The organism is Brevibacterium sp. 239c (genome assembly GCF_900169365.1).
Classification (GTDB): Bacteria; Actinomycetota; Actinomycetes; order Actinomycetales; family Brevibacteriaceae; genus Brevibacterium.
Window position 1 is genome coordinate 108177 of record NZ_FXZH01000004.1, and the last position, 12580, is coordinate 120756.

The following is a 12580-nucleotide window of genomic DNA, read 5'->3' on the forward strand; positions in this document are numbered from 1 at the left end:
TCACCGGGCTCAGACGTCTCGGGCGACGATGAGTTCGGCGTGCTTGAGCAGTGGGGCGTCGATCATCTTGCCCTCGTAGGCAAAGGCACCCTTCTCGGTCTTCGCGAGACCAAGCACGGCCTTCGCCCAGGTCAACTGCTCTTCGCTGGGGCGGAACGCATCGCGGACGACGGGAACATGGTTGGGGTGGATGGAGACCTTTCCGCTGAACCCGGATTGGACGGCGTCCTCGGCTTCCTCCCCCAGACCGTCGAGGTCGGGGATATTCGCCCAGATCGAGTCGAGGGCGAACTTTCCGTGCGCGCGAGCGGCCAGCAGGGTCGAGTTGCGTACGTGTTTGGCCACGTCACGGTAGCCTCCGTCGGCATTGCGCGAGGATCCTCCGCCGAGGTCGGCGATGAGGTCCTCGGATCCCCACATGAGTGCGTAGGTATTGGGTGCGGCGGCGATCTCGGCGACGTTGACGGCCCCGAGCGCCGTCTCGATCAGTGCGATGACCTGGTAGTCGCTAAGGATTGTGAGGTCGGAGGCGTGCTCGGACTTCGGCAGCATGACGGCCGTGTACTCGGTCTTGGCCAGCATTGCCATGTCCTCGCCGAGGTGCTCCGAATCTCGCGCATTGATGCGGACCACCGTGCGGGTGGGATCGAGCGGGTAGTCGATGATCGCTTCGCGGGCAGTGGCTTTGTCGCCGTCGTTGACCGCGTCCTCGATGTCGAGGATGACGATGTCGGAGCGTTCGGCGGCCTTCGTGTAGCGGTCCGGGCGGTCACCGGGGACGAAGAGCCAGGCGGGTTTGAAATCCAATGCCATCGTGGTGCTCACTTTCCGGTTTCGTTCTGGATGGTGTCCTCCTGCTGCGCGGGGACCTTCTTTGCTTCACCGGCGTGGCTGGAGTCGAACATCATGGTCTGACGCACGGCCTTGGCCACGAGGGTTCCGTCCTGGTTGTAGCCGCGGTGCTCGAGGGTCACGATGCCCTGCCCGGGACGAGACTTCGAGGCGCGTTTGTCAAGGATCGTCGTCTCGGCGTAGAGGGTGTCGCCGTGGAAGAGCGGGGCGGGGAAGGCGACTTCGGAGAAGCCGAGGTTGCCGACGATCGTGCCCTGCGTCAGCTGCGTGACCGAAAGCCCGATAAGGGTGGAGAGGGTGAACATAGAGTTGACCAGGCGCTGACCAAAGGGCTCGGTCGCAGCGAAGGCTGCATCGAGGTGAAGGGCCTGAGTATTCATCGTCACGGCCGTGAACCAGGTGTTGTCCGCCTCGGTGATGGTGCGGCCGGGAGCGTGCTTGTAGATCGCACCGACTTCCATCTCATCCAGCCACAGACCTCTTTGTTCGATGACCTTCTGCTCACTCATGCGTCACTCCTCTGTGTCACTGCGTCTCTGCCCGATTGTCGTGATTTGAGCTTAACGCCTGGCGTCGGACAGCAGGCAACCCGGGTCCCTGCTGTGGGGCCCGGGTCCGCACTGGATCCTGGGTCCGCCTGCGACCTCAGCCTGCGATCTCAGACTCGAAGACGTTGAAGGCGGAATTCCAGCCGTCGTAGGCGCTGGCATCGGAACCCGAGTCATTGGGAATGCCGGTCAGCGCAAACGTCATCCGGGTGGTGCCTGCATCGACTTCCTCAAACTCGATTCTGATCTGAGGTGCCTCGTCGACGTCGCCGGGGCTCCCCCAGGTGAAGTCGAGCCGGTGCGGTCTCTCAATCACGAGGTACTTGCCCGCCGTCGGGAACTCCTGTCCTGTCTCCTCGATGCGCATGGAGTAGGTGTAGAGACCGCCGACGCGCAGGTCCACGCTGACGGATTCGCGCGGTGTGACCAGCGTTTCCGGATGGAGCCAGCGGGCCATGACATCGGTGTTGGTCCAGGCCTCCCAGACACGGTCTCGAGGTGCTGCGAAGTCGCGGACTATTGTGAAACCGGGCTCCTCATTCTCATTTTCGTTCTCATTCATGATGGTTCTCCTCTGTGAGTCGATCATTGCTGTCTGCCCTCAGCCTGTTCGCCTGGGGGCGAAGTCTCGGCCAGCACCTGGTCGAGTGTGTCGAAGCGCTGCTCCCAATCCATGTGTGCTGCCAGCAGCCAGTCTGTACCCGCACTCAGACCCTCGACGTTGAGATGCACGATCCGTCTCTGTGCATTTTTGGACCGAGTGATCAGTCCAGCGTCTTCAAGTACTTTGAGATGCTGCGACACTGCCGATCTGCTGATGGGAAACGGTTCGGCCAATTCACCGGCACTGAGGTCGCTTTCCCGCAGACGATCGATCATCGCCCGCCTGGTCGGGTCGGCCAGAGCACCGAACACAGAGTTGAGATTAATTTCAGCACTTCCTTAATTAAGTAAATACTACAATACTCCGGTGTGATCGGCTGTCAAGGGTTTTCTGCCAAACAGAACCGTCCGGACGGTATAGTGTCATGCGGCACACTGACAACCGCACCTATCTACGACTTTCTTTCTCACTTGGTCAAAGGAGACCACAGCTCATGATGGACGAGGATTTCCGCACCGAACTCGACCGCCGCCTCGACCTCTACGAGGACCCAGGAAGCGAGGAGGGTGTCCTTGCGCCATTGCCGACCGGAGACATCGTCATCTCGATCGTCGTCCTCGCTGTCACATCTCTCGTCGTGGTGGGCTGGTGCTTTCTGTGAGCAGCGACCGTCAACGATTCCAGCGCACAGCACTGCATGACGCCGGCTCGACCAGCGACCTGCCGCTCCTGAAGAAGGACCGGATCTGGAGCTTCTGGGACTTCTCTGCGGCGAACATCGGACTTGCCATCGCAACCTGGGCGTTCCTCCAAGGCGGCGCAGTTGCCTACTATGTCGGCGCCAAAGAGGCGGTTGCCAGCATAGTGATCGGCTATGGAATCAGCATCATCTTCGTCGCCCTGGCCCCCTGCATCCCTGCAGTCCGATATGGCATCGAACAGTTCGTCTCGCTCAGATCATCGTTCGGCACCGCAGGTGGTCGAGCCATCATGCTCGCCCTCTCCGCACTGCTCGCAGCCGCTTGGGCTGCAGTTCTGGCGATCATGTGCGGGCATGCGTTCGCCAACGTCAGCAACGAGCTCTTCGGCACCGATCTCGCCCCCGACAGCCTGATCGTCAAGCTGCTTGGACTCCTCGCCGTGATCATCTCGTGGCTTATCCTGATGCGCGGCCCGAAGTCGATCGAGACCGTCAACAAGGTCGTCTCCCCCGGCCTCGTCGTGGTCACCCTTCTCATGCTCGTCCTGATCTTCACGCAGATCGGCTGGTCAGAACTCGTCTCTTTGGAACCACTCGCCGCCGATTTCGACAAGCACATGGCGTTTATGCTCGCCATCGAGCTCAACGTCGCCGGGGGCCTCGCGTGGTGGCCCAACGTCGGCAACTTGGCCCGCCTGACCAGAAGCTCGCGCGCGGCCTACTGGCCGAACATGATCGGGCTCTTCCTCGCCTCGGTGATCGCTGCGATCGTGGGTGCGTTCTCGGCCCTTGCACTGGGCTCCGACGATCCCACACAGTGGATGATTCCACTCGGTGGGTTCGTCCTTGGCGGCCTCGCCCTCATCTTCGTCGGTTTCGCCAACATCACCTCCATCGTCGCCCAAGGCTACGCGGCGCTCGTCGCTGTTCGCGGTGGCACCGGCAACGTGGGACGCAGGCTCCCTTGGCCTGTCCTCGGCGGACTCATTCTCGTCCCGGCAGTGGTACTCGTATTCTTCCCCGACATCACGTACAACAACTACGGTCGCTTCGTCTCTTGGGGTGCGATTGTGCTTGGTCCTCTGTGCGCGATCCAGTTCGTCGACTTCTTCATACTGCGCAGGCAGCATCTCGACATCCGTGCGATGTATGACAACCGACCTGGATCGCCGTATCACTTCACCGGCGGTTTCAATCTCGTCGCGTTCACCACCATGGCCGCTGGTGCCCTCGTCTATACCTTGCTGCTCGACCCGATCGACTACATTCCGACCGAGGCGTTCCGGTGGCTCACGGCTTCGATCCCCTCGATGCTCGTCTCCGGAACCCTTTACTACGTGCTGACGAAGACCGTGACCATTCCCCGCGGCAAGGGCGGATTCCTTAGGGTCAAGACTCAGGCTGCCAAACCCGACTAGGCTAGGAGGCAGCCGCATCGGCTCAACGACTATCTTCAGGAGAGACATGGATCGCGACTCGATCGAATGCTGGTTGACCGACATGGACGGTGTTCTGGTCAGGGAGAACAATCCCCTGCCCGGCGCGGCCGAGCTCCTCGCACAGTGGCGTCAGGCCGACATTCCGTACCTGGTCCTGACGAACAACTCGATCTACACCGCCAGGGACCTTTCAGCCCGACTCAGGTCGAACGGCCTCGATGTTCCCGAATCGAAGATCTGGACCTCCGCCATGGCCACCGCAGACTTCCTGTCCAACCAAGTCGAGCACGGTACCGCCTACGTCGTCGGTGAGGCGGGACTGACCACCGCAATCCATGAGGCCGGTTTCATCATGACGGAGAACGATCCGGACTTCGTCGTTGTCGGCGAGACTCACTCCTATTCATTCGAGGCGATCACCAAGGCGATCCGCCTCATCGACGGTGGTTCACGCTTCATCGTGACCAACCCCGATGCCACCGGTCCCAGCCCCGAGGGTGTCCTCCCAGCAACCGGCGCCATCGCCGCGCTGATCACGAAGGCCACTAACCGTGACCCCTATGTCGTGGGCAAGCCGAATCCGATGATGTTCCGTTCAGCGCTCAACCAGATCGGCGCCCACTCGATGAGCACCGCGATGATCGGCGATCGGATGGATACCGACATCATTGCCGGGATGGAGGCAGGCATGCACACCGTGCTCGTCCTCTCGGGAATCTCCACCGCCGAGGATGTACACCGTTTCCCCTTCCGCCCCAATGAGATCGTCAACGGAGTTCATGACCTCCTCGACGTCCCTCTCGACCAGCTCGAGGAGATGGGCCCCGACGTCACCGGGTCCGCCTGAAGCAACCTACCTGCCTAGCCAAACACCGGACGAATAACGGTCTCAGCGTCGAAACATGGGCCGCGAGCAAGCCACTTCCGGCACGGATCGGGTTGAGCGTCGAGAAACATATGTGCGCATATGATTGTCGACGCTCAACCCGAGTTTCGTCGAAAGCGACTTTCGGTGCCGTGTGCCTCGGCTCAATGTGCCTCGGCTCAATGCGCCGCAGCAGTCCGCCGCAGCCGCCGCCCTCAGTCACGTCCTCAGTCACGTCCTCACTGCAGCGAGGACGTCAGACGCATCACGGACTCCAGGTAGCGGCGGATCAGCGGCCGCTGCTCCCATTCTCCGAGGGAGAGCTCGCTGCTTTCGCGCTGGTAATCTACGACCACCTCGGCGATGTCATCGACCAGGTCTCCACCGGTCGCCAGCAGGCTGATCTCGTAGTTGAGGCCGAAGGAGCGCATGTCCAGGTTCGAGGACCCCATGACCGCGTACTCGTCATCGACGATGAGGCACTTCGTGTGCAGGACCTGGGGCTTCGGGTAGCGGAAGATCCGCACGCCGACCTCGAGCAGCGAGCGGTAGTAGGAGGACTGGGCGAGGTCGACCATGAATTGGTCGGCCTGTTCGCTGACATAGAGTTCGACGTTGACTCCGCGCTCGGCGGCGGTGACAACGGCGGCCAGAAGGGACTCGTCGGGAACGAAGTACGGGCTGACGATCACCAGTCGCTTCTGCGCCAGGTACATCAGCGAGGTGAAGACCTTGAGGTTGGGTTCGGTGGTGAACCCGGGACCAGAGGGCACGAGCTGCATGGCACTCGTCTGACCGCCCACACCGGGCTCGTAGGCGTCGCGATCATAGGCTCTGATCCCCAGAGACTCTCCGCATTCTGTGTACCAGTCGGTGGAGAATACAGCCTCGACCGCGGCGACGATGGGGCCGGAGAGTTCGACCATGATGTCGTGCCAGGCTCGACCGATCCTCACGTTCGCCTTCTTCAGGTACGAGGAGTCGATCATGTTCTGCGAACCCATCATCGCCTTCTTCCCGTCGACGACGAGGAGTTTGCGGTGATTGCGCAGGTCGATGCGGCGCAGCTTCCCGCGCCAGGGAATGAACGGAAGCATGAGGTGCCAGTCGATGCCGGCCTTGGTCAGTCGCTTGCCGAGGCGGTGGAATCCCGGATACTTGCGAGAACCGATGTGGTCGAAGAGGACCTTGACCTTCACACCTCGGTCCGCTGCGCGTTCGAGAGCATGGAAGAAGATGTCGGTCGTCCAGTCCCAGGCCATGATGTAGATCTCGACATGCACGTATTCGTGGGCTTCATCGACGAGAGCTGACATTCGTTCGATGCTGGCCCTGTAATCGCTGGTGACGCCGTGGTTGTTGCCGGTGACCATCGGCAGGGCGGTGAGCCGGCGACCCAGTTGAGCAATCGAGACGAAGCCAGACGGGGCCTCAAGAGATGGCGGCACGTCGGGCAGATCGTCGGCGCCTTCGTGCATGAGCTCATCGGCTTGTGCCTGGATACGTGCCCGGCGCCGGTTGATATAGGGGCTGCCGAGCATGAGGAACAGCGGGATCCCGACGAGGGGGACGAACAGGATCAGCAGCAGCCAGGCCGAGGACGAGGACGGCCTGCGGTCCTCGGGGACGACGCCGACGGCGATGATCTTCACCGCATATTCGATGACGATCAGGCTCACGCCCAGGACCGACGTCACGACGCTGAGATCCACAAATCCCCTCCTTCTCCTCGGATTTTCCTCTGCCCCACACTAACGGAGCCGCGAACCAACAGATGACAGCACCGCCCGCCGAGGTGGCCCGGCACGTCCGTACGGAAGCGCGGGACCACCTCGGCGGGCGGTGTGAAGTGTTGTCTCTGCTGCTCAGATACCGAGTTCGCGGGCGATGAGCATGAGCTGAACCTCGGTGGTGCCCTCCCCGACTTCGAGGATCTTCGAGTCGCGGTAGTGGCGAGCGACAAGGTATTCGTTCATGAAGCCGTAGCCGCCGTGGATCTGGGTGGCGTCGCGGGCGTTGTCCATCGCTGCCTCACCGGCGACCATCTTCGCAATCGCGGCTTCCTTTTTGAACGGCATCCCGGCGAGCATGCGCGAGGCGGCCAGGTAGTAGGCGGCACGGGCGGCGACCACGCGGGCCTCCATGCGGGCGATCTTGAAGGAGATGCCCTGGAAGTCAGAGATCGGCTGACCGAAGGCCTGACGTTCCTTGGCGTACTTCACGGATTCGTCCACGCAGCCCTGCGCGGCACCGACCGAGAGGGCGCCCACGGCGATGCGTCCCTCATCGAGGATGCGCAGGAAGTTCGCGTAGCCGCGGCCGCGCTCACCCAGCAGGTTCTCTTCTGGAACCTGCACATTGTCGAAGGTCAGCGGGTGTGTGTCCGAGGAGTTCCAGCCGACCTTGTCATAGGCCGGTTCGGCGGTGAAGCCAGGTGTTCCTGTGGGAATCATGATGGTCGAGATCTCGGGGACCTCACGGCCGGACTTCGAGGTCCGGGTTCCTGTCACCGCGGTGGCCGTGACCAGGCGGGTGATGTCGGTGCCAGAGTTCGTGATGAAGCACTTGCCGCCGTTGACGGTCCAGGTGCCGTTCTCGAGTGTGGCCCTGGTCCGCGTGCCGCCGGCGTCCGAGCCAGCTTCGGGTTCGGTCAGGCCGAAGGCACCCAGCCCGGAGGCGTCGGTGAGTTTGGGCAGCCATTCGCGCTTCTGCTCTTCGGTGCCGAAGCGGTAGATCGGCATGGCACCCAAAGAGACGCCGGCCTCCAAAGTGATGGCCAGCGACTGGTTGACGCGGCCGATCTCCTCGATGGCCAGGCACAGGGCGAAATAGTCCCCGCCCATGCCGCCGTACTCTTCGTCGAAGGGCAGGCCGAAGAGGCCCATCTCGCCCATCTTCGCTACCAGGTCGTAGGGGAACTCGTGCTTGGCGTCGAGTTCGGCGGAGACCGGTGCGACCTCTTCGTCGGCGAACTTCGCGACGCCCTGGCGCAGGTCCTCGTATTCTTCGGGCAGCATGCCCGGAACGAAAGCTGTCATGATTTCCTCCCCGCTCAATGCGTGGTCAGTGGATTTCTTGTGGTCAATGAGTTTGTTGTGATCAGTTGGCTGCTGGTGCGGCGGCTACGTCGTCGCTTGCGTCGGCGGCCTCCGCTGCGGCTTCGTCGACGACGGTGGCGAGCACCTCGTCGAGTCCGACCTGGGCGCCTTGGACCGCGGTGACGGTGACGCTTCCGGTCGCCGGTGCGGTGAGCACGTGCTCCATCTTCATCGCCTCGACGACGACGATCGGATCGCCCTGTTCGACGTGGTCTCCGGACTCGACCTTGACTTCGACGACAGATCCGGGCATCGGGGCAAGCACCTCGGCGCCGTCGAGACCCGGGGTCAGGGACGTGTCGGACTGGGTGCGGGTGAACGCGTAGACGCCGCGGTCGCTGCTGACCCAGATGCTGCGGTCCCGAGCATCGGAGAACACGCGGGCCGTGTACTGGGTATCGGCGACGCGAACATGCCACAGGCCGCTGTCATCGACAGTGACATCATCGGCGACTGCTTCGACCTTGAAGACATCGCCCCCGAAGTTCAGCTCCACGACAGGACGGAAGTCCGGACGTGAGGTTCGCCAGGCAGTAGGTCTCCCCCACGCCGAGGCTGGTGCCGGGTTTCCTGCTGTCGCTGGGTTTCCGGCAGTGCCCGACAGGTCAGGCTTCGTGATCGCTCCGGTGAGGTCGGTACCTGCACGGCCCGCCGTGACGAGCACCGCGGCGGCAGCAATCTCCCGGTCGATCACGGTCGCTGTGTGGGCCAGCTGATCCTCGTCGAGGTTGTCGATGAGTGAGGTGTCGAGGTCACCGGAGACCACCGCGTCGAGGCCCAGCAGTGTGCGCAGAAAGTCGATGTTCGTCACGATTCCCGGTACTGCTGAGGCGGCGAGTGCCGAATCGAGACGAGCGATCGCGGCAGTCCGGTCCGGAGCGTGGACGATGAGTTTGGCGATCATCGGGTCGTAGTCCGAGGCGATGGTCTGCCCGGCGTCGAGGCCGGAGTCGACGCGAATGCCCTCTCCTTCGGGGAAGACGACGTCGAGCGCCCGTCCGCCCGTGGGCAGGAATCCGCGCGAGGGGTCTTCGGCGTAGATGCGGGCCTCGATCGAGTGGCCGGTCATCGTGATGTCGTCCTGGACCAGCGGCAGTTCCTCACCGGCACCCACGCGCAGCTGGAGTTCGACGAGATCGACTCCGGTGACTTCCTCGGTGACCGGGTGCTCGACCTGCAGGCGGGTATTCATCTCCATGAAGAAGAACTCGTCGGGGCGGTCGGCGCCGACGATGAATTCGACAGTGCCTGCCCCGCAGTAGCCCACGGACTTCGCAGTCTCACAGGCTGCCTGCCCGATCCGGTCCCGGGTCGCCTCGTCGAGCAGTGCCGAAGGAGCCTCCTCGATGACCTTCTGGTGGCGGCGCTGCAGTGAGCACTCACGTTCGCCGAGGTGGATGACGTTGCCGTGGGCGTCGGCCATGATCTGGACTTCGATGTGTCGCGGAGTGGCGACGAGGCGTTCGAGGAACAGCGTGTCGTCGCCGAAGGAGCTCGCGGCCTCACGGCGGGCGGTATCCAATGCTGCGGGCAACTCGGAGGGCTCGAAGACCGCGTGCATGCCCTTACCACCACCACCGGCGGAGGGTTTGATGAGCACCGGGAAGCCGATGTCTTCGGCAGCGGTGATCAGCGACTCCTTGGACATGGCTGCGTCTTTGGTGCCGGGCACCAACGGCACACCGCGCTGGGAGACCGCGTTCTTGGCGGTGATCTTGTCGCCCATAGTGCGGATCGCCTCGGCGCCGGGACCGAGGAACACGATTCCTTCCGTCTCGCAGGCAGCGGAGAAGTCCGCGTTCTCGGACAGGAATCCGTAGCCGGGGTGGATCGCCTCAGCGCCGGTGGCGTTGGCCGCGGCGATGACCTTATCGATGCGCAGATAGGACTCGGAGGCTTGGGCGGGGCCAAGGTGCACTGCGGTGTCGGCGGCCTTGACGTGAGCGGCGTGGGCGTCGGCGTCGGAGTAGACGGCGACTGTCCTGATGCCCAGTCGGCGACAGGTGCGGATGACGCGCAGGGCGATTTCGCCGCGGTTGGCGATGAGTACGGTATTGAACATGGATGAGCTCACATTCTGAAAACGCCGTAGCCGCTGGCGTTCAGCGGGCGTTCCATAGGTCCGAAGCGGGCGAGTTCGAGGGCCAGGGACAGAACCTGGCGAGTGTCGGTGGGTTCGATGATTCCGTCGTCCCAGAGCCTGGCCGTGGAGTAGTACGGGTTGCCCTGGGCTTCGTACTGGTCACGCACGGGCTGCTTGAACGTGTCCTCGTCCTCGGCACTCCAGGTTTCGCCGCGGGCTTCGATCTGATCGCGTTTGACCGTCGAGAGCACGCTGGCGGCCTGCTCTCCGCCCATCACGGAGATGCGGGCGTTGGGCCACATCCACAGGAAGCGGGGTGAGTAGGCGCGGCCGCACATCGAGTAGTTGCCGGCGCCGAAGGAGCCGCCGATTACCACGGTGAACTTGGGTACGCGGGCGGTGGCGACGGCGTTGACCATCTTCGCTCCGTGCTTGGCGATGCCTCCCGCTTCGTAGTCTCGTCCGACCATGAAGCCGGAGATGTTCTGCAGGAAGATCAGGGGCACGCTGCGCTGGTCGCAGAGTTCGATGAAGTGGGCGCCCTTCTGCGCGGATTCGCCGAAGAGGATGCCGTTGTTCGCCACGATTCCCACGGGGTGGCCGTCGAGGTGAGCAAAGCCGGTGATGAGGCTGGTGCCGTATTCGGCCTTGAACTCGTGGAATTCGGAACCATCGACGAGGCGGGCGATGACCTCGTGGACATCGTAGGGAGTCCTCGAGTCGACGGGCACCACCGAGGTGAGTTCCTCGGGTGAGTGCAGCGGTTCCCGAGCTGCGACGACGTCCCAGTTGGCCTGGGCCTTCGGCCCCAGTGTGGAGACGACGTCGCGCATGATCTCCAGGGCGTGGGAGTCATTGGCCGCGAGGTAGTCGGTGACTCCGGAGACACGGGAGTGCAGGGCTCCGCCGCCGAGGTCCTCTGCGCTGACTTCCTCGCCTGTTGCGGCCTTGACCAGGGGTGGGCCGCCGAGGAAGATTGTGCCCTGTTCACTCACTATGATCGACTCATCGGCCATGGCGGGAACGTAGGCGCCTCCGGCGGTGCAGGAGCCCAGCACCGCTGCCAGCTGCGGGATGCCAGCGGCTGAGAGTGTGGCCTGGTTGAAGAAGATGCGGCCGAAGTGCTCACGGTCGGGGAAGACATCGTCCTGGTTGGGCAGGTTGGCGCCTCCCGAGTCGACGAGGTAGATGCAGGGAAGACTGTTCTCCTTCGCGACCTCCTGGGCGCGCAGATGCTTCTTCACCGTGACGGGGTAGTAGGTGCCGCCCTTGACGGTGGCGTCGTTGGCCACGATCACGCATTCGCGTCCGTTGACTCGTCCGATTCCGGTGATGATTCCGGCACCGGGGCTGGCATCGTCGTACATGCCGTTGGCCGCCAGTGGGGACATTTCGAGGAACGGGGTTCCGGGGTCGAGCAGATGTTCCACACGGTCCCGAGGCAGCAGTTTCCCGCGGTCGATGTGTCGTTGCCTGGACTTCTCGGAACCGCCCTGCGCGGTGGCCGCGATGCGTTCCCGGAGTTCAGCGATGAGTTCGGCATGGGCGTCGGCGTTGACCTGCCCCGTTGCCGGACTGACCGCAGTTCCCACTGCTCTCATTCCATCCTCATTTCAGTTAATAACTGTTAACTGACTGCTATGATACTGCTCAACGGCTTTTGTGACAACGGGCACGGTGGAATACCGAGTCCATGGTCTAGAGCGGAATACGAAGATCTCGAGCGGAATTCGAAGAAAGGAATTGGGGTGACGGACATGGCACCGAAGTCGGCGACACCCCGGGCAACCGGCACGTCACGGGCCGCTGCGAAGGCGGCGCGGCGTGAACAGCTGCTGTCGGTGGCGAAGAACCTCTATGCCCAACATGGCTTCCACGGAGTCCGTCTCGATGACCTGGGCAAGGGTGCAGGGATCTCCGCACCGGCGGTCTATCGTCATTTCGAGTCGAAAGAAGCTGTCCTCGAGGAACTCCTCGTCGGTATCTCTGACTATCTGAACTCAGGCGGGGACGCGATCATCACGCGCCACGACAACGACGCGGCCGCCTCGGCGCTCATCGAGCTCATCGACTTCCATGTCGCCTTCGCGATGAGCGAGCCCGAGCTGATTCGCATTCAGGACCGTGACCTGGCGGCCTTGCCCGAGGCTTCTCGGCGCACCGTTCGTCGCCTGCAGAGAAGCTATGTCAGCCGCTGGGCCGAGGTCGTGGCGCGGGCCAATCCGGGATGGTCACTCGATGCGGCGACCGTGCGCGTGCATGCGGTCTTCGGCATGATCAATTCGACCCCGTACCAAGCTAGGCGCTCAAGCGCCGAGGTGGTCGGGGTCGAATTGCGTGCCGCCGCTCAGGCTGCACTGGGGATCGGCTGAGCCTTCAGGCCATCCGACA

Annotated in this window: 12 protein-coding genes; 4 read left to right on the forward strand and 8 right to left on the reverse strand. The window is 63.0% G+C overall.

All coding sequences use genetic code 11. The features are described 5' to 3' along the window. Positions 1-9: 9 nt before the first annotated feature. The 4 genes from BSP239C_RS05285 to BSP239C_RS05300 form a co-directional block, all read right to left on the reverse strand. Positions 10-813, reverse strand: a complete 804-nt coding sequence (locus BSP239C_RS05285) for a CoA ester lyase (RefSeq protein ID WP_101570927.1) — start codon at positions 811-813, stop codon at positions 10-12. 8 nt (positions 814-821) lie between these two features. After that, positions 822-1361: a MaoC family dehydratase gene (locus tag BSP239C_RS05290; RefSeq protein WP_219618845.1), complete on the reverse strand. Its 540-nt coding sequence runs from the start codon at positions 1359-1361 to the stop codon at positions 822-824. A gap of 136 nt (positions 1362-1497) precedes the next feature. Then, positions 1498-1962, reverse strand: a complete 465-nt coding sequence (locus tag BSP239C_RS05295; protein ID WP_101570643.1) for an SRPBCC domain-containing protein — start codon at positions 1960-1962, stop codon at positions 1498-1500. 23 nt (positions 1963-1985) lie between these two features. Then, a complete protein-coding gene (locus tag BSP239C_RS05300; RefSeq protein ID WP_257930089.1) occupies positions 1986-2315 on the reverse strand; it encodes a helix-turn-helix transcriptional regulator in 330 nt (109 codons plus the stop codon). 182 nt (positions 2316-2497) lie between these two features. Between BSP239C_RS05300 and BSP239C_RS20680 the strand changes: the two genes are divergently transcribed. From BSP239C_RS20680 to BSP239C_RS05310, 3 genes are read left to right on the forward strand one after another with little or no spacing between them, the layout of a single operon-like run. Next, complete coding sequence (locus BSP239C_RS20680; protein WP_180958930.1) at positions 2498-2665, forward strand: hypothetical protein; 168 nt, start codon at positions 2498-2500, stop codon at positions 2663-2665. Then, positions 2662-4122: a cytosine permease gene (locus BSP239C_RS05305; RefSeq protein ID WP_101570647.1), complete on the forward strand. Its 1461-nt coding sequence runs from the start codon at positions 2662-2664 to the stop codon at positions 4120-4122. Before BSP239C_RS20680 ends, BSP239C_RS05305 begins: the two co-directional genes overlap by 4 nt. A 46-nt stretch (positions 4123-4168) precedes the next feature. Then, positions 4169-4990 (forward strand): HAD-IIA family hydrolase, encoded by an 822-nt coding sequence (locus BSP239C_RS05310; protein ID WP_101570649.1) that lies wholly within the window; start codon positions 4169-4171, stop codon positions 4988-4990. Positions 4991-5247: 257 nt separating this feature from the next. Here BSP239C_RS05310 and cls read toward each other — a convergent pair whose 3' ends face one another. The 4 genes from cls to BSP239C_RS05330 form a co-directional block, all read right to left on the reverse strand. Then, positions 5248-6720, reverse strand: coding sequence for a cardiolipin synthase (gene cls / locus BSP239C_RS05315; protein WP_101570651.1), 1473 nt, complete (start codon positions 6718-6720; stop codon positions 5248-5250). A gap of 153 nt (positions 6721-6873) precedes the next feature. After that, positions 6874-8046: an acyl-CoA dehydrogenase family protein gene (locus tag BSP239C_RS05320; protein WP_101570653.1), complete on the reverse strand. Its 1173-nt coding sequence runs from the start codon at positions 8044-8046 to the stop codon at positions 6874-6876. A 61-nt stretch (positions 8047-8107) separates the two neighbouring features. Then, positions 8108-10168, reverse strand: coding sequence for an acetyl-CoA carboxylase biotin carboxylase subunit (locus BSP239C_RS05325; protein WP_101570655.1), 2061 nt, complete (start codon positions 10166-10168; stop codon positions 8108-8110). An 8-nt stretch (positions 10169-10176) separates the two neighbouring features. After that, on the reverse strand, positions 10177-11790 hold the full coding sequence (locus BSP239C_RS05330) for a carboxyl transferase domain-containing protein (RefSeq protein WP_101570657.1): 1614 nt from the start codon (positions 11788-11790) through the stop codon (positions 10177-10179). A gap of 156 nt (positions 11791-11946) precedes the next feature. Between BSP239C_RS05330 and BSP239C_RS05335 the strand changes: the two genes are divergently transcribed. Next, the gene (locus BSP239C_RS05335) at positions 11947-12561 is read left to right on the forward strand and encodes a TetR/AcrR family transcriptional regulator (RefSeq protein WP_069601284.1); all 615 of its coding nucleotides are present in this window, start codon (positions 11947-11949) and stop codon (positions 12559-12561) included. Positions 12562-12580 lie beyond the last annotated feature (19 nt).